Origin of the sequence: Bacillus sp. BF2-3, from assembly GCF_008368795.1 — a bacterium.
GTDB lineage: Bacteria > Bacillota > Bacilli > Bacillales > Bacillaceae_G > Bacillus_A > Bacillus_A cereus.
Genome location: NZ_QOSA01000049.1, coordinates 1 through 17,334 on the forward strand (window position 1 = coordinate 1; position 17,334 = coordinate 17,334).

The window sequence follows — 17,334 nt, forward strand, 5'->3', positions numbered from 1 at the left end:
AAGCAGATAAAGAATAAAAAAGCATCTTTTTAGATGAAAGAGAGGATCGAACTGTAAATAGAAGCGGTTTGAGTCTTTTTATATTTGAGAGGTATGTTTCTGTTTCTTTTAATGAAAAATAACGTGAATAATGCGTTAGCTTTCTGTTTTATGCGAAATATATTCTAGACAAAAATACATTTATGTTTTAAAATTAGTACCAAGTCATAATAATTGATATAAAACGGAGGGCTGCGATGTGAACGTGGGCATTTTAGGGATCGGAAGATATGTGCCAGAAAAAGTAGTCACAAATCACGATTTAGAGAAAATAATGGAAACATCCGATGAATGGATTCGTACGAGAACGGGAATTGCAGAAAGACGCATTGCCGATGATACAATAGATACTTCATATATGGCCGTAGAGGCTTCTAAAAAAGCACTTGAAGATGCAGGAATTAGCGGAGAGGATATCGATCTTATTTTAGTAGCAACAGTAACACCAGATCGTGCTTTTCCAGCAGTTGCTTGTGTAATTCAAGAAGCAATAGGAGCGAAACATGCAGCCGCAATGGATTTAAGTGCAGCATGTGCTGGTTTTATGTACGGAATGATTACAGCGCAGCAATTTATTCAAACAGGAACGTATAAAAATGTATTAGTAGTTGGTAGTGATAAACTATCTAAAATTGTAGACTGGAACGATCGAAATACAGCAGTACTATTTGGAGACGGAGCCGGTGCTGTCGTAATGGGAGCTGTTTCAGAAGGTAAAGGCGTTCTATCTTTTGAATTAGGAGCAGACGGAAGTGGCGGCAAGCACCTTTATCAAGACGAGTATGTTATGATGAATGGCAGAGAAGTGTTTAAATTTGCCGTTCGTCAACTTGGTGATTCTTGTCTTCGCGTTTTAGATAAAGCTGGTCTTACGAAAGAAGATGTGGATTTCTTAGTACCGCATCAAGCAAACATTCGTATTATGGAATCTGCAAGAGAGAGGTTAAATTTACCACAAGAAAAAATGAGTATGACGATTGAGAAGTTCGGTAATACATCAGCTTCTTCAATTCCGATTGCAATGGTAGAGGAATTGCAAAACGGACGTATTCAAGACGGTGATTTAATTATACTTGTTGGTTTTGGCGGCGGATTAACATGGGGAGCAGTCGCTCTTCGTTGGGGTAAATAAGGACTGAGAGAAAAAAAGGAGTGTATTTTGTATGGAAAAAAAGAGGGTCGTAATTACAGGACTAGGAGCTGTTACACCGGTCGGAACAGATGTTGAAACAGCGTGGGAAAACATTAAAAAGGGTGTATCTGGAATCGGGCGACTTACAAGAATTGATCCAGAACTATTTCCAGCAAAAGTAGCAGCGGAAATTAACGACTTTGAAGTCGAGAAATATATTGATAAAAAAGAAGCGCGCCGTATGGATCGCTTTACACAATATGCAGTAGCAGCAGCGAAAATGGCAGTTGCAGATGCAAAGCTTGAAATTACAGAAGAAAACGGACCTCGAATTGGTGTATGGATTGGATCTGGTATTGGCGGTATGGAAACATACGAAGAACAATTTAAGATTTTTACTGAGAAAGGCCCACGCCGCGTGAGCCCATTCTTCGTGCCGATGATGATTCCAGATATGGCAGCAGGTCAAGTATCAATCGCAACAGGAGCAAAAGGAATTAACACTTGTTCTGTAACGGCTTGTGCATCTGGTGCAAACTCAATTGGTGATGCATTTAAAGCAATTCAGCGTGGTGATGCTGATGCAATGATTACAGGCGGAGCAGAAGCACCGCTAACAAGTATGGCATTCGCAGGATTTAGCTCAGCGAAAGCATTAACATTTAATGAAGACCCAGCAACGGCTTGCCGTCCATTTGATAAAAACCGTAGCGGTTTCGTAATGGGTGAAGGTTCAGGTATTCTAATTCTTGAAGAATTAGAGCACGCATTAGCACGCGGTGCTCACATTTACGCGGAAATTGCTGGTTATGGTGCAACTGGAGATGCGTTCCATATTACAATGCCTGCTCCTGGTGGGGAAGGCGGAGTGCGTGCAATGCGTCAAGCTTTAGCTGATGCAGGCCTACAGCCAGAAGATATTGATTACATTAATGCGCACGGTACAAGTACTGATGCGAATGAAAAATATGAAACGATGGCAATTAAAGAAACTTTCGGCGAGCACGCGTATAAAGTAGCGATTAGCTCAACGAAATCAATGACAGGTCACTTATTAGGAGCAGCTGGTGCTGTTGAAGCGATTTTCTCTATTAAATCAATTACAGACGGAGTAATTCCTCCAACAATTAACTATGAGACACCAGATCCAGAATGTGACTTAGATTACGTACCAAATCAAGCGAGACACCAAGAAGTAAATGCAGTATTAAGTAACTCATTAGGATTCGGTGGTCATAACGCAGTGTTAGTATTTAAATCGTATAAATAATCGATGAAATAAGGAGTTTTTTCGCAGCGAAAAAACTCCTTATTTATTTTTACGCCTTTTTCTCCTGTAGCATATACATAAGAAAAGGTCATAACGCAGTGTTAGTATTTAAATCGTATAAATAATCGATGAAATAAGGAGTTTTTTCGCAATAGATTGCGAAAAAACTCCTTATTTATTTTTACGCCTTTTTCTCCTGTAGCATATACATAAGAAAAAGGAGGGATAAAGATGGGGATTGTTGAAACAGCTGAATGGCTACATTTATATTATGGACGGCCAGAAAAACTTTGTGAGAAATTTACGAAGTATATTCCGTTGCCAAAAGAAAGGTTGTATCGCTTTTTAATTTCAAAAGGGATGTATCGCCCGATCATGCGCGGAGAAAAGGAAATTAAAGAATTAGAGGAAAAGGAAATTTGGAAAGAATTGAGCCTGGAGTATGATAAACTGAAAAATTGGTTAAAAGGTCCAGATGTCCCTGTCTTTATTTTATTATCAGATTCCTATAATCGAACTGTACAAGAAGAGTATAACGGTAGGGCTGGATTATCTATGCGTCATGTTATTTTCTTATTCGTATGTGGGCGGAATTCGGTAGAAGAATTAAAAGTGTTATTGGCGCATGAATATCATCACATATGCAGGTTACATCAAATTGAGACGAAAGAAACAGAATATACATTACTTGATACGATGATTATGGAAGGGCTAGCGGAACAAGCAGTAACAGAAAGGTATACAGAAAAAAACAATGCACCGTGGACGGCGTATCTTTCAAAAGAAGAGGCTGTTTATTATTGGAAAAATGTTGTACATGAAAGAATAAGTATAAAACGAGGAACAAGGGAACATGACATCTTATTAAATGGCTTTCACTCTTATCCGAAGATGCTTGGCTATGCGCTTGGATTTCATATTGTCAAAGATTGTGTAACTTTGGAAGGAGAAGATACACTTTCTTTATTATCTATAGATGCAAAAGAAATATTGAATAAAGCAAATACATTTCATATATAAAAAAACAGGAATTCTATTTCCTGTTTTTTTAGTATTAATAGAAGAAAAAATAATAATTAGAATATATTTCCTCAAGTGGAATAAAGTTAAGCAAAAATGAACATAATGATTGGTACAAACAGTAGTGAAGTGAGGGGTAGTGAATGTTATATCTACATGATGTATGGGTAAATTGGTTTGAAGGTGAAGAGAATGGGTATAACGTTTGTCATTTTTACGAATGGCGGAAAGATGATACGATTGAGCTATTAGATCAAGTGCCATTATTAAAAGTAGATGCCACATTATATCATTACATCGAGAACGAATTGTTAGAGCTTCCGCAAAAAATGCTGGAAGACGTACATCATAAGGCTTATATTCGTAAAAATCATGAACGTTTGCAGCAAGAGTATTGCTTTGTTGTTACAGATGGGAAAGGCATTATTGCCATTGACACAATTGGTTACAATGTACCAATTCGCAAAAGTAGACTTATACCACGCCAAGAGCAGATGGTATATGAGATGGTAGAAAACGTACAAGCAGAAAAGTATGAGTTCCAAGTAGAAGAAACAGAAAAAGAACATCATATTTTATCACCATCGCCTTTCATTATGAATGGCTTGACTCGTAAAGAAAGACAGCTAAAACAATTATTATTTATGGCGTTAGATCAATTACATACAACGAAAAACACAGCAGAAATTCGCTATTGGTTCACAGAGTGGGATCCATCAGCATATGGAATGGTTCAACATATGGAATTTGAAGATATTTGGGCTAAGCTGTATGATGAAGCGAAAGCTGGCTGGTCTGATAAGCACGAACAATTATGCGAGCGTCTCGTAAAAGGACAGCCATTTTTTGAAAAGTTATGGGAAATGGAAAATGAGCAAAAGGTAAATTAAAAAACCGCCAATTGGCGGTTTTTTAATTTTGTAGAAATCTAGTTCCAGCGGCAAGAATGTTCGGTGGCTTCGCGCCTCCCTGCGAGGCAAAAAGCGCCTCTACGTCAGGAGCTCCATCCCCCTCACATTCTAAACGAGCTCTTCGCGTCTAAGAACCTTCCCCACAAGAAGGTAAAAAGCACCTTCTGTGGGAAAGAACCTTAGCCGTCAGGGCTAAGCAGTCGCCTCCGCTTTTTGTAGAAATCCAGCTCCGGCAGCGAGCTCTTCGTGTCTAAGAACCTTCCGCATAAGAAGACAAAAAGCGTCTTCTATGCGAAAGAACCTTATCCAGTCAGAGCTGAACGAGCTGCCTCCGCTTTATATGTTACCTACGTTTTCTGCTTAGTCCCATTGCGTTTTCTACTTTGCGTAGTTGTTTGAATGCAACGCGGTTTGCTTTTTCTGCACCTTTGTCTAGGATTTCGTCTAGTTCTGGTGAGTTGATTAGTTCGTTATATTTGTCTTGGATTGGACGAATAGCTTCTACGACTACTTGCGCTAGGTCGCCTTTGAAGTCGCCGTATCCTTTTCCTTCGTACATTGCTTCGATTTCTTCAACTGTTTTTCCAGAGAATGAAGAGTAGATTGTTAATAAATTAGAGATACCAGGTTTGTTTTCCTTATCAAATTTCACAATACCTTCAGAGTCAGTTACAGCACTCTTAATTTTCTTTTCAATTGTTTTTGGCTCATCAAGCATACTAATCATTGATTTTGGATTCGGATCAGATTTACTCATTTTTTTCGTAGGCTCTGTTAATGACATAACGCGAGCTCCTACTTTTGGAATGCGAATTTCAGGCATTGTGAAGATTTCGCGGTAACGTTTGTTGAAACGCTCTGCTAAGTCACGTGTTAATTCGATATGTTGCTTTTGGTCATCACCAACCGGCACGATTTCAGTGTTGTAAAGTAAAATATCAGCAGCCATTAATGGTGGATACGTAAGTAATCCAGCTGGAACTGAATCTCTACCAGAAGCTTTATCTTTATATTGCGTCATACGTTCTAATTCTCCAACGTAAGCAACAGATTGCATGATCCATCCTAGTTGAGCGTGTGCTGGTACTTCTGATTGTACAAATAAAGTAGCTTTTTCAGGATCGATGCCGCATGCTACATAAAGTGCAGCAAGACTGCGGATGTTTTTACGAAGCCCGACGGGATCTTGAGGTACTGTAATCGCATGTTGGTTTACAATACAGAAATAACAGTCGTGTTCATTTTGAAGCTCTGTAAACTGCTTCATTGCTCCTAAATAGTTTCCAAGTGTAATCGTTCCACTTGGTTGAATACCAGAAAAGATAACTGACATAAGTAATTCCTCCTAAAATAGAATGCGTGATGTGGGGAAGAGAAGGCAAACAAAAAAGCCCATTCATCCCAAAAACTATAGGGACGAATGGACCGTGGTACCACCCTAATTATTTCACTACTGTGAAATCTCTCTAATCCATAATAACGTTTGGATATAACGCCAAAGCCTACTACTTTCGGTTCGGTTTGGTGCTCAAAAGCCCATTCCATACTGTACAATTACTTGTTCACACCAACCACAAGCTCTCTGAAATTGCCTCAATATGTACTCTTCTTTATCATCGCATACATATAAATTTATTTATTGTTACTTGAGCTCTTTTAATATGAAAGAACTAAAGTTTTATAACAAAATGTTTTGCTGATTATTATATCATATGGGATAGTGTTTGCAAACTACATCAAAATAGTAAAGCTAATGAGGGTCGAGAACAACCCAAGGAAGATACCTGTAATACAAATTGGATATGTCCATTTGAATGAATATGTTTTATAAATACGTTCTTTCTTATCTGTAGGTTCCTCGACTTCTTCAATTAAAGAGTCAATCTTTTTGTTCGTACCAAATACTCTTTGGAATGCGTAAATGGTTACATTGAAAAAACCATTTTGAAATATGTATAAAAAACCGCCGATAAGAATAAAAAACAGTGCAATATAAAACAAAATGTTGACAAAGTTCAACAAAAATTGAGATGAAATGAGGAATGCACCAATACTAGAAGCAATCATCGCTATAAAAATTAGTATACAAGTATGAAAAAAAACTTTATTCAAAATATTCCCCTCCGTCAAAATATTACTAGAATTATTATACTATAAAAGCTATAATAAGTACTAGGATTAATTTTTTGAAAATTATACGCAATTAAAGGTCTGATTTTAAGATGATGGTAGCAATGTTAATGTATCCCTTTACGAAAAATTAAAAATATAAATATTTTATTAAAAATTTTAACAAAAAAACAAAAAACTATATTCACAATTGTTATATTATATGTATAATGAAAATTGTAGAAACTTGGAGATTATTCTTTCAATTCTACTTTTTAACAAGTGAGGGTACAGGAAGTGCAATTAGGGGAGGCAACACAACATGAAGAAAAAGATACCGTTATTACTTGCATCAACTTTAACTGCAAGTATGTTGCTTAGCGCGTGTAGCTACCAAAAAGATGACGCAAAAGCAAAAGGGAAAGAGAACGCTACGAGTAGTAGTAACGGAAAACAGATTCTTAATTTAACAGAGTTATCTGAAATTCCGTCAATGGATGCATCATTGGCATCTGATTCTTCATCTTCTACAGCATTAAATAATACGATGGAAGGTTTATATCGTATTGGCAAAGATCAAAAGAGAATGCCTGGAGTTGCAGAAGATGTCGAAAAGCTAGATGATGGGAAGAAATACATATTTAAATTAAGAAAAGATGCGAAATGGTCGAATGGGGAACCTGTAACAGCTAAAGATTTTGTGTATTCATGGAAAAGAGCAGTAAATCCAGATACAAAAGCAACGTATTCGTACATTATGTTCGATATTAAAAATGCAGAGAAAATTCATAAAAAAGAATTACCTGCTGACCAATTAGGTGTAAAAGCGATTGATGATTATACATTAGAAGTAGAATTAGACAATCCCGTTCCTTACTTTATCGATTTAACAGTTTATCCAGTATTTTACCCACTAAATGAAAACTTTGTAAAAGCACAAGGGGATAAATTTGGTTTAGAGGCAAATACAACATTATATAACGGTCCATTCGTTATGAGTGATTGGAAACATGAACAAAGTTTCCAATTCAAGAAGAATCCTTCATATTGGGATAATAAAACGGTTAAAATCGAAGAAATCAACTTTAATATTGTAAAAAATACAGCAACTGATGTAAATTTATATGAGACAAACGCGATTGATCGAGCGGCTTTAACGTCTGAATTTGTTGATAAGTTTAGAAAAAGCCCAGAGTTCCAAACAAGAAAAGAAGCAGGGGTTGCTTACTTAAGATTTAATCAAAGTAATCAGTACTTAAGTAATAAAAACTTAAGAAAAGCAATTTCAATGTCCTTTGACCGTGATAACATTGCAAAAGTTATTTTAAATAACGGTGCAATTGGAGCTTACGGATTTGTTGGAAAAGATTTCGCTGAAGGTCCGAATAAAAAAGATTTCCGAGCTGAAAATGGAAAGCTAGTTGAAACAAATCCAAAAGAAGCGAAAAAGCTTTGGGAAACAGCGAAGAAAGAGCTTGGAACTGATAAAATCGAACTAGAATTCTTAAACTTTGATAATGAAGATGCTAAAAAAGTTGGGGAATTCTTAAAAGGTGAGATGGAAAAGAACTTACCAGGTTTATCAATTAAAATTAAACAGCAACCATTCGCACAAAAAAATAAATTAGAAGATTCTCAGCAATATGATATTGCGTTTGGTATTTGGGGACCAGATTTCCCAGATCCAATCTCATATTTAGATATGTTTGTTACGAATGGTTCTCAAAATAAAACAGGGTATTCTAATCAGAAATATGATGAGTTAATCCTAAAAGCTAAAACAGATACAAAAGATTTACAAGCTCGCTGGGACAACCTTCTAGAAGTAGAGAAGATGTTAATTAAAGAGGATGCAGTTATCACTCCAATCTTCCAAAAAGGTTCAGCGTATGTAGTAAAAGGTGCCGTAAAAGATATTATCCCAATTAACTATGGTGGTAAATTAACTTACAAATGGGCATCTGTTGAACAAAAATAATCTTTTTTTCCATCGTTTACAAGGGTATATGCCTATGATGGGCATATGCTCTTATTTTAAAAAAATAAAAGTAAGAATATTTTAAACTATCTTATTGCTTTTGAGAAAAACGGGGAGGTGCTTGATATGGGACGTTATGTATTAAAACGTTTCGTGTACATGGCTTTGACATTATTTTTAATTACTACACTGACTTTCTTTTTGATGAAATTACTTCCGGGTTCTCCGCTTAAAAACCAGGAGAAGCTATCACCGGCACAAAAAGAAATCATTCTTGAAAAATACGGATTGAATGATCCGGTACCAGTTCAATACGCACGTTACTTAGGTAACCTAGCAAAAGGTGATTTAGGGGTATCATTCCAATATGATAACCGCCCAGTAACAGACATGATTGTGGATCGTATTGGACCATCAGCCCAATTGGGTTTACAAGCGATTATATTAGGAACATTTATCGGTTTAATTTTAGGTATTGTTGCCGCACTTCGTAATAATACGTGGGTAGATTATAGTGCAACAGTTATTTCGGTACTCGGAATGTCGGTACCATCATTCGTATTCGCCGCATTACTGCAATATTTCGTAGGGGTAAAACTTGGCTGGTTCCCAGTAGCATTCTGGAAAGGACCAGAGTTTACTGTAATGCCTACAATTGCATTATCGATGGGAGTTATCGCAACAATCGCACGTTTCTCTCGTGCAGAATTAATTGAAGTTATGCAAGCCGATTACATTTTAACAGCGAAAGCGAAAGGAATTAGCCAAGGCGTTATTATTGTCAAACATGCACTTCGTAATGCGTTAATTCCAGTTGTAACAATTTTAGGACCAATGGTTGCGGCATTAATTACAGGAACACTTGTTATCGAGCAAATTTATGCTGTACCAGGACTTGGGGAACAATTCGTTAAATCGATTACTTTAAATGACTATACAGTTATTATGGGAACTACGATTTTCTATAGTGCAATCTTCATTTTAGTTATTTTCATTGTCGATATTTTATACGGAATTATTGATCCTCGTATTCGTTTAGCGGGAGGGAAAAAATGATGAAAGATGTACAAAAATTATCTCCAGATTTATTTCAACAAGCCAATCAAAATAATGTTGATAATGAAGTCATTGCCCGTCCAAGCCTAACGTTTTGGCAAGATGTAAGAAGACGTTTATTCCAACATAAAGGTGCGATGCTTGGCCTTGTATTATTAGTTATCATTGCACTATTAGCGATTTTTGGACCGATGGTAAGTAAACACTCGTATAAAGAGCAAGATTTAGGTCGAGCGAAATTACCACCAAAAATTCCAGTTATTGAAAATGTTCATTGGTTACCATTTGACGGTACAGATCAATATGGTGTTGACCAATATGAAAAACGTGATATTAAAGAGTACTTCTGGTTTGGTACAGATGATCTTGGCCGTGACTTATGGACAAGAACATGGGAAGGTACACGCGTATCATTATATATCGCTCTTTTAGCAGCAGCAATTGACTTAGTAATTGGGGTTGCATACGGAGGTATTTCAGCATTCTACGGCGGTAGAGTAGATAACATTATGCAACGTATTATGGAGATTATTAACGGTATTCCATACTTAATCATCGTTATTTTAATGGTAATCATTATGGGATCTGGTATTTGGTCAATTACACTCGCGATGGCGATTACAGGTTGGATAGGGATGTCGCGTATTGTTCGTGGGCAAATCTTAAAGTTAAAAAACCAAGAATATGTATTAGCATCTCGTACATTAGGTGCAACAAATACACAATTAATTGTGAAACATTTAATTCCAAACGTAATGGGACCTATTATCGTAATGACAATGTTTACAATTCCATCAGCGGTGTTTGGTGAAGCGTTCTTAAGTTTCATCGGTTTAGGAATTCAGCCGCCATTTGCGTCACTAGGTTCTCTTGTAAATGATGGTTATAAATCTATTCAAACGTATCCGCATATGATGTTCATCCCTGCGGTTGTCATCAGTATATTAATTTTAGCGTTTAACTTAATGGCAGACGGATTACGCGACGCGTTAGATCCAAAAATGCGTAAGTAAAAGAGGGGAGAGGCAAAGATGAAAACATTGTTAGAGGTAAAAGATTTACAAGTCTCCTTTGATACACATGCAGGTGAAGTACAAGCTGTACGCGGCGTTACTTTTGATTTGAAAAAAGGAGAAACATTGGCGATTGTAGGAGAATCTGGTTCAGGGAAATCAGTTACTTCTAAAGCGTTAATGGGATTAATTCCGAATCCTCCTGGACGCATTAAAAATGGTGAAATCGTATTTGAAGGTCGTGACTTAACGAAATTAACAGAAAAAGAAATGCAGCAAGTACGCGGTAAAGATATCGCGATGATTTTCCAAGATCCAATGACATCATTAAACCCAACGATGACAATTGGAAATCAAATTATGGAAGGTCTAATTAAACACCAAGGGATGAGTAAAGCAGATGCACGTAAAGTTGCTTTAGAATTAATTGACCTTGTAGGTATTCCAAATCCAGAAGCTCGTTTAAAACAATATCCTCACCAATTCTCAGGTGGTATGAGACAGCGTGTAGTTATTGCGATGGCGTTAGCTTGTAACCCGAAATTATTAATTGCCGATGAGCCGACAACAGCGCTAGACGTTACGATTCAGGCGCAAATTTTAGAACTTATGAAAGACATTCAGCAAAAAACAGAAGCAGCAATCATTTTCATTACGCATGACTTAGGTGTAGTAGCAAACGTTGCGGACCGAGTGGCAGTTATGTACGCTGGTAAAGTTGTTGAAATTGGAACTGTAGATGAAATTTTCTACAATCCGAAACATCCATATACTTGGGGTTTAATCGCATCTATGCCAAGTTTAGATGGTTCAGAAGAAGAGTTATATGCAATCCCTGGAACGCCTCCAGATTTATTGAAGCCGCCAAAGGGAGATGCTTTTGCACCACGTAACCCACAGGCACTGAAAATTGATTTTGAAATGGACCCACCTTTATTTAAAGTAAGTGATACGCACTATGCGGCAACTTGGTTACTTCACGAGCAAGCTCCAGAAGTAAAACCGCCAGCAGTCGTTGAAAAACGCATTCTTCAAATGAAAGCAGGTGAACAACATGACTAAACAACGTGAGAAATTAATTGAAGTAAAAAATGTAAAGCAGCACTTCGACGTGAGTGGTGGTGTTGTCAAAGCGGTTAATGATATTTCATTTGATATTTACCGCGGAGAAACATTTGGTCTTGTAGGAGAATCAGGTTGTGGTAAATCGACAACTGGAAGAACGATTATTCGTTTATATGATGCAACTGCTGGTGAAGTATTGTTCGATGGTGAAAACGTACATGGTAAGAAATCACGCGCAGAACTGAAGAAATTCAACCGTAAAATGCAAATGATTTTCCAAGATCCATACGCATCATTAAATCCTCGTATGACAGTAGGGGATATTATCGCAGAAGGTATTGATATTCACGGATTAGCGAAAAGTAAAAAAGAGCGCATGGACCGTGTTCATGAACTATTAAACACAGTTGGTTTAAATAAAGAGCACGCAAACCGTTTCCCACACGAATTCTCAGGTGGACAACGTCAGCGTATCGGTATCGCTCGAGCGCTTGCTGTAGACCCAGAATTTATCATTGCCGATGAGCCGATCTCAGCACTTGACGTATCGATTCAGGCGCAAGTTGTAAACTTACTGAAAAAGTTACAAAAAGAAAAAGGTTTAACATACTTATTCATCGCCCATGATTTATCAATGGTAAAATACATTAGTGATCGTATTGGTGTAATGTACCGTGGCCAAATCGTTGAGTTAACAACAAGTGATGAATTATATGCGAATCCAATTCATCCATATACGAAATCACTATTATCAGCGATTCCACTTCCAGATCCAGATTATGAGCGCAATCGTAAACGTATCGTATATGATCCATCACAACATAATTATGGTAGTGAAGCACCAACAATGCGTGAAATTCGCCCGGGACATTTCGTACTATGTTCGGAAGCGGAGTACAAGAAATATAAAGAGATTTATCAATAAGAAAAAGAGCCATTCTTCTGTTATGGAAGGATGGCTCTTTTTCTACTATATAAAAGAATTGTATACATTTGTCGGTCAGTCGATATATTTAAAGAATCGCCGATATAAATCTCATGTATCATTAGTGATATCCATATGCAAAATTACTGAACTTGAACAGAAACATTCTCCTCTTGTTCTTCAGGTTTAACAAGTGCATAACGCTCCCACGCTCTACTTTTCCAGCGGAAGAACATAATAATGGCACGTGTCCATTCGTCGATGGCGATTGCTAGCCAAATACCAACGAGCCCCATATCTAAATGAAAGGCGAAAAAGTAACCTAGTGGTAAACTCATTAACACCATAGAGAATGCACCGATTAAAACAGGATATTTTGCATCACCAGCTGCACGAAGCGAATTAATGATGACGATATTCATCGTACGTCCCGTTTCAAGTAGTACACTTAGTAAAAGAACACTTGCGCCTAACCCGATAATGTACGGATTATCTGTAAACAGTCCCATTAATTGTGTACGGAATGTAATAACGAGAGCGACCATACATAAAGTTACACCAATCGCCCATTTTACACTTTTCCACAAGCGTTCGTATGCTTCATCTTTTTCGCCACCACCAACGAGGCGGCCAATAATAATGGCTGTTCCCATACCAATTGCAATAGCGGATAAATAAGTGAACATAGAAATGTTCGTAGCGTATTGTCTAGCCGCTAACGATTCCGTTCCTAAATATGTTGCATAGTATAAGAAGACAATTTGACAAGCTTGATACATAACTTGCTCAAAAGCAGATGGAATCCCGATTTTTAAAATTTTCCCGATATATTCTTTTGATAAGGTGAAATAATATTGTAATTTTACACGATATTCCATAACGCGGTATAGTAACCAGAAGAAAACAATAAGCGCTATAAGTCGGCTGACAGCAGAAGAAATGGCAGCCCCTTGTACACCGAGCTCAGGGAAACCAAATTTCCCGAAAATGAGTACATAGTTTCCAGCGATATGAATCATATTCATTCCGAGTGAAATAAACATCGCTTGCTTTGTGAAACCGTGTACACGGATAATTGCGGCTAATGAGTTAATAATAGCTTGTAGGAAGATGGCTCCTCCGACGATAGATAAGTAGTTTTGCGCATACGTTAGTACATCGCCTTGTAAGTTCATTGCGAGCATCATATGTTTCGAAAATAAAAGAAAACCAGCGCTTATAACGAGCCCAACTATTAAATTTAATGTGACGGCTAATGCTGATATTTTAGATGCTTCCATAAAGCGTTTGGAACCGAGGTATTGAGATACGACGATAGCTGCGCCGTTCCCGATGACTTCTAGTACCAAAATAGCGATATGGAGGTATTGATTCGCTGCACCAACCCCAGATACAGCATCGTCTGATAATGCACTTAACATGAAAGTATCAGCGATCCCCATTAACATAAAAAGAAAAACTTCTAGAAAAATAGGCCATGTTAATAAGAATAAACTTAATTTCTCAGTAGGCCCGTTTTTTGCCTGAATTGCTGCCATGTCCGTCCCCTCTTTACCGATATCTATTTTTAGCAAAATGTATCGTAACATACTTTCTTAACCTTTGCACTCATTTTAGCCTACATATTTTTATTATGAAGAGAGTGCTATTTTATGATAAAAACAAAAGGATAATTATACATAAAGTATTATGAGATATAAAATTCATTTTTCTCTGATAATTTAGAAAAGTATAAAAAATATTGTTTTTAACACTTTAGTAAGAATAATCAGCAATATGAAACGTTTACAAAGATTTATTTTTTAACAGGAAATTTTAATGAAATAGAAATATAAATATACAAAAAATATATTTGTGTGTATAATATGAATTATTAGAACATATATATATTTCTTTCTGTTTGAAAATGAAAGGGCTAACATTTTTATGGAGGGTGGAAGTATGAAAAAAAAGATGCCAGTTTTTGTAGTATCAACAGTAGCAATGAGCATGATGTTAGGGGCATGTAGCTACCAAAAAGATGAACCGCAAGCGAACGCAAAAGGGGATAGCGGGAAAAGCGGTGCGAAGCAAGTTATTAACTTAATTGAAACGCAAGAAATTCCAACGATGGATCCAGCGTTATCAGCTGATGCAGTTTCTTCAAGAGTAATGGGTAATACGATGGAAGGCTTATACAGTTTAGGAAAAGATGATAAGCTAGTTCCTGGTGTAGCGAAGGAATTCCAAAAATCAGAAGATGGTAAAAAATATACATTTAAATTACGTGAAGACGCAAAATGGTCAAATGGTGATCCTGTGACGGCAAAAGATTTCGTATACGCATGGCAAAGAGCGATTAACCCAGATACAGCTGCGAAATCAGCGTACATTATGTATGATATAAAAAATGCAGAGAAAATTAATAAAAAAGAGATGAGTCCGGATCAATTAGGGGTAAAGGCGATTGATGATTATACATTAGAAGTGGAATTAGATAATTCAATTCCATACCTTGTAGATTTAATGGTATATCCAATCTTCTATCCTGTGAATGAAAAGTTTGTGAAAGAGCAAGGTACGAAGTTTGGTTTGGAAGCGAATACAACGCTTTATAACGGACCATTTACATTAAGTGATTGGCAACATGAACGTAGCTTTAAAATGACAAAGAGCGCGTCATATTGGGACAATAAAGAAGTGAAGATTGAAGAAGTAAACTTTAATATTGTAAAAGATACATCTACGCCAATTAACTTATATGAAACAAATGCAATTGATCGAGCGTCGTTATTAGCGGAGTTTATTGATAAATATAAAGGAAAACCAGATTTCCAAACAGTAGAAGATACATCTGTATTCTTCCTTCGTTTAAATCAAAAAGATCCAGCTTTAGCAAATAAAAATATTCGTAAAGCAATTTCACTTGCTTTTGACCGTAAGCCATTCGTGGATACATTATTAAATAACGGTTCTAAGCCAGCAACAGGATTAATTCCTGATAACTTCATTAAAGGACCAGATAAAAAAGATTTCCGTGCTGTAAACGGGGATATTGTAAAACCAAACGTGAAAGAAGCGAAGAAATATTGGGAAGCTGGTAAAAAAGAACTTGGTAAAAATGAAATCGAATTAGAATTATTAAATGAAGATGTAGAGTTATCAAAGAAAACTGGTGAATATTTAAAAGGTGAATTAGAAAAGAATTTACCAGGTTTAACAGTAAAAATTAAACAACAACCATTCGCACAAAAACTAAAATTAGAAGATGCGGGCGATTATGTCATGTCATTCTCTGGATGGAGTGCGGACTTCCCAGATCCAATTACATATCTTGATATGTTTGTAACAGATGGGTCACAAAATAAGATGAAGTACTCTAATCCAAAATACGATGAAATCATTATGAAGGCGAAAAAAGATGGAAGCGATGTAAATGCTCGTTGGAAGAACTTATTAGAAGCAGAAAAAATGTTACTTGATGATGCTGCGATCGTTCCAGTATATCAACGTGGTAGAGCATATTTACAAAGAGATTCAATTAAAAATATGTATAACCATAAATATGGCGGCGATTTAAGCTTTAAATGGGCGTCAGTAGAGAAATAAAAAAAAGCAGGTGATCGCCTGCTTTTTTTTTAATACGTTCGTTTCTTATAAATGCCTTTTCCGCCAACTTGGTTCCAGCCAGATTGTACATCCAAACTTTTGTTAACAAACTTCATTTTTTCTTTTCCACCAAAGAGCTTTTCGCCGATGCTATTTGTAATGACACCAATCAATGCTGTTATTCCGATGATGAGGGCAGCAACCGTAATAAAATCAATAAAAAAAGCAATCATTTGAAAACTCCCCCTTTGCCTGTCTGTATGTTTATTGTATGAGATAAAAAATGAAAAAGAAAGAAATGTCAGAAAAATATTTAATTTACTTTAGAAATCGTGTAGACAGGAGGGAGGATATTTGTTAAAATAAGAACAAACGTTCCTTTTCATTCTCATTTGTATAGTCTTACATTTCTTAATTGATTTATCAAGAAAAAGTAAGAAAACGTTCTCTTTTTCATAGGGAAGATTATAGATAAATAACTATATATTATATGAAAAATCTATGAGAAGTGAGTAGTAAAAGGATTGAAAGTTATTGTTAAAGTACAGCTGAAGTGAGCGTAATCATGTTACATAGCAGTGAAATACACGGAAGAGTTTTCTCAACTAGCAGGAAATTTACTGTATATTTCTTGCAAAATCTATTGTATAATGATTATAGAAGTTACTTATTAAAAGTAATTGTTGTTTATTATAAGTTGTTGCTTACATGAAATGCGATTTTTGTACTTTTCAATAAGACAAGTTATCGCGAAAAATTGCTGAAGTTAGAAATTAAAACTGTATTTAGTACAGAATTTGTACTCTTTAAGGAGAGTGAGCTTTGTATGGTAACATTATATAGTTCTCCAAGCTGTACGTCTTGTAGAAAGGCGAAATTATGGCTAGAGGAAAATCATATTCCCTATACAGAACGTAATATTTTCTCAGATCCATTAACGATTGAGGAAATTAAAGAGATTTTACGTATGACAGAAAGCGGAACGGATGAGATTATTTCTACTCGTTCGAAAGTTTTCCAAGAATTGAATGTAAACTTAGAGTCTTTACCACTTCAAGATTTATATAAGATGATTCGTGACTATCCAGGGATTTTACGTCGTCCAATTATGATTGACGAGAAACGCCTTCAAGTTGGTTACAACGAAGACGAAATTCGTCGTTTCTTACCACGTACAGTAAGAACGTTCCAATTACGTGAAGCACAACGTCTTGTAAATTAATTATAA

General features: G+C 36.4%; 15 protein-coding genes and 1 other annotated feature. Of the genes, 11 read left to right on the forward strand and 4 right to left on the reverse strand.

What is annotated here, in order from left to right; all coding sequences use genetic code 11:
• Nucleotides 1-238: 238 nt before the first annotated feature.
• From fabH to DN401_RS26440, 4 genes are all read left to right on the forward strand, one after another.
• Nucleotides 239-1,171, forward strand: a complete 933-nt coding sequence (gene fabH / locus DN401_RS26425) for a beta-ketoacyl-ACP synthase III (protein ID WP_001100547.1) — start codon at nucleotides 239-241, stop codon at nucleotides 1,169-1,171.
• Nucleotides 1,172-1,202: 31 nt separating this feature from the next.
• Nucleotides 1,203-2,441 (forward strand): beta-ketoacyl-ACP synthase II, encoded by a 1,239-nt coding sequence (gene fabF, locus DN401_RS26430; RefSeq protein WP_000412656.1) that lies wholly within the window; start codon nucleotides 1,203-1,205, stop codon nucleotides 2,439-2,441.
• A 231-nt stretch (nucleotides 2,442-2,672) separates the two neighbouring features.
• Nucleotides 2,673-3,461, forward strand: coding sequence for a DUF2268 domain-containing putative Zn-dependent protease (locus DN401_RS26435; RefSeq protein WP_000513277.1), 789 nt, complete (start codon nucleotides 2,673-2,675; stop codon nucleotides 3,459-3,461).
• Nucleotides 3,462-3,604: 143 nt separating this feature from the next.
• Nucleotides 3,605-4,351 carry a YjbA family protein gene (locus DN401_RS26440; RefSeq protein ID WP_050252206.1) on the forward strand — a complete coding sequence of 249 codons (747 nt, stop codon included), beginning with the start codon at nucleotides 3,605-3,607 and terminating at the stop codon, nucleotides 4,349-4,351.
• Between the two features lie 364 nt (nucleotides 4,352-4,715).
• Here the strand turns inward: DN401_RS26440 and trpS are convergent, their stop codons facing one another.
• Nucleotides 4,716-5,705, reverse strand: a complete 990-nt coding sequence (gene trpS, locus DN401_RS26450) for a tryptophan--tRNA ligase (RefSeq protein WP_000110982.1) — start codon at nucleotides 5,703-5,705, stop codon at nucleotides 4,716-4,718.
• 76 nt (nucleotides 5,706-5,781) lie between these two features.
• Nucleotides 5,782-5,998 (reverse strand) — a binding site (T-box leader).
• A 105-nt stretch (nucleotides 5,999-6,103) separates the two neighbouring features.
• Entirely contained in the window at nucleotides 6,104-6,484 is a 381-nt protein-coding gene (locus tag DN401_RS26455) for a DUF3899 domain-containing protein (RefSeq protein ID WP_001044997.1), read from the reverse strand.
• A gap of 319 nt (nucleotides 6,485-6,803) precedes the next feature.
• Between DN401_RS26455 and DN401_RS26465 the strand changes: the two genes are divergently transcribed.
• The 5 genes from DN401_RS26465 to DN401_RS26485 all read left to right on the forward strand — a co-directional run bounded on the left by DN401_RS26465 (nucleotide 6,804) and on the right by DN401_RS26485 (nucleotide 12,518).
• On the forward strand, nucleotides 6,804-8,459 hold the full coding sequence (locus DN401_RS26465; protein WP_000727217.1) for a peptide ABC transporter substrate-binding protein: 1,656 nt from the start codon (nucleotides 6,804-6,806) through the stop codon (nucleotides 8,457-8,459).
• A 126-nt stretch (nucleotides 8,460-8,585) separates the two neighbouring features.
• Complete coding sequence (gene opp3b / locus DN401_RS26470; RefSeq protein ID WP_000534167.1) at nucleotides 8,586-9,515, forward strand: oligopeptide ABC transporter permease; 930 nt, start codon at nucleotides 8,586-8,588, stop codon at nucleotides 9,513-9,515.
• Complete coding sequence (gene opp3C, locus DN401_RS26475) at nucleotides 9,512-10,528, forward strand: oligopeptide ABC transporter permease (protein WP_000974106.1); 1,017 nt, start codon at nucleotides 9,512-9,514, stop codon at nucleotides 10,526-10,528. The genes opp3b and opp3C overlap by 4 nt, the downstream gene beginning before the upstream one ends.
• A gap of 18 nt (nucleotides 10,529-10,546) precedes the next feature.
• Nucleotides 10,547-11,590 (forward strand): ABC transporter ATP-binding protein, encoded by a 1,044-nt coding sequence (locus DN401_RS26480; RefSeq protein ID WP_000854346.1) that lies wholly within the window; start codon nucleotides 10,547-10,549, stop codon nucleotides 11,588-11,590.
• Nucleotides 11,583-12,518, forward strand: a complete 936-nt coding sequence (locus DN401_RS26485; RefSeq protein ID WP_000166348.1) for an ABC transporter ATP-binding protein — start codon at nucleotides 11,583-11,585, stop codon at nucleotides 12,516-12,518. The genes DN401_RS26480 and DN401_RS26485 overlap by 8 nt, the downstream gene beginning before the upstream one ends.
• A 143-nt stretch (nucleotides 12,519-12,661) precedes the next feature.
• Here the strand turns inward: DN401_RS26485 and DN401_RS26490 are convergent, their stop codons facing one another.
• Nucleotides 12,662-14,107, reverse strand: a complete 1,446-nt coding sequence (locus tag DN401_RS26490; RefSeq protein WP_149288052.1) for an MATE family efflux transporter — start codon at nucleotides 14,105-14,107, stop codon at nucleotides 12,662-12,664.
• Nucleotides 14,108-14,459: 352 nt separating this feature from the next.
• Here DN401_RS26490 and DN401_RS26495 point away from each other — a divergent pair, with 352 nt between their 5' ends.
• Entirely contained in the window at nucleotides 14,460-16,106 is a 1,647-nt protein-coding gene (locus DN401_RS26495; protein WP_000728609.1) for a peptide ABC transporter substrate-binding protein, read from the forward strand.
• 29 nt (nucleotides 16,107-16,135) lie between these two features.
• Here DN401_RS26495 and DN401_RS26500 read toward each other — a convergent pair whose 3' ends face one another.
• Nucleotides 16,136-16,339: a hypothetical protein gene (locus DN401_RS26500; RefSeq protein ID WP_000559971.1), complete on the reverse strand. Its 204-nt coding sequence runs from the start codon at nucleotides 16,337-16,339 to the stop codon at nucleotides 16,136-16,138.
• A 593-nt stretch (nucleotides 16,340-16,932) separates the two neighbouring features.
• Between DN401_RS26500 and spx the strand changes: the two genes are divergently transcribed.
• Entirely contained in the window at nucleotides 16,933-17,328 is a 396-nt protein-coding gene (gene spx, locus DN401_RS26505) for a transcriptional regulator Spx (RefSeq protein ID WP_000258267.1), read from the forward strand.
• Nucleotides 17,329-17,334 lie beyond the last annotated feature (6 nt).

Bases quoted from the DNA above. Each gene is read 5' to 3' on its own strand.
- fabF (WP_000412656.1), top strand. From the start codon at position 1,203: ATGGAAAAAAAGAGGGTCGTAATTACAGGACTAGGAGCTGTTACACCG.
- DN401_RS26435 (WP_000513277.1), top strand. From the start codon at position 2,673: ATGGGGATTGTTGAAACAGCTGAATGGCTACATTTATATTATGGACGG.
- DN401_RS26440 (WP_050252206.1), top strand. From the start codon at position 3,605: ATGTTATATCTACATGATGTATGGGTAAATTGGTTTGAAGGTGAAGAG.
- trpS (WP_000110982.1), bottom strand. From the start codon at position 5,705: ATGTCAGTTATCTTTTCTGGTATTCAACCAAGTGGAACGATTACACTT.
- DN401_RS26465 (WP_000727217.1), top strand. From the start codon at position 6,804: ATGAAGAAAAAGATACCGTTATTACTTGCATCAACTTTAACTGCAAGT.
- opp3b (WP_000534167.1), top strand. From the start codon at position 8,586: ATGGGACGTTATGTATTAAAACGTTTCGTGTACATGGCTTTGACATTA.
- opp3C (WP_000974106.1), top strand. From the start codon at position 9,512: ATGATGAAAGATGTACAAAAATTATCTCCAGATTTATTTCAACAAGCC.
- DN401_RS26480 (WP_000854346.1), top strand. From the start codon at position 10,547: ATGAAAACATTGTTAGAGGTAAAAGATTTACAAGTCTCCTTTGATACA.
- DN401_RS26485 (WP_000166348.1), top strand. From the start codon at position 11,583: ATGACTAAACAACGTGAGAAATTAATTGAAGTAAAAAATGTAAAGCAG.
- DN401_RS26490 (WP_149288052.1), bottom strand. From the start codon at position 14,107: ATGTTACGATACATTTTGCTAAAAATAGATATCGGTAAAGAGGGGACG.
- DN401_RS26495 (WP_000728609.1), top strand. From the start codon at position 14,460: ATGAAAAAAAAGATGCCAGTTTTTGTAGTATCAACAGTAGCAATGAGC.
- DN401_RS26500 (WP_000559971.1), bottom strand. From the start codon at position 16,339: ATGATTGCTTTTTTTATTGATTTTATTACGGTTGCTGCCCTCATCATC.
- spx (WP_000258267.1), top strand. From the start codon at position 16,933: ATGGTAACATTATATAGTTCTCCAAGCTGTACGTCTTGTAGAAAGGCG.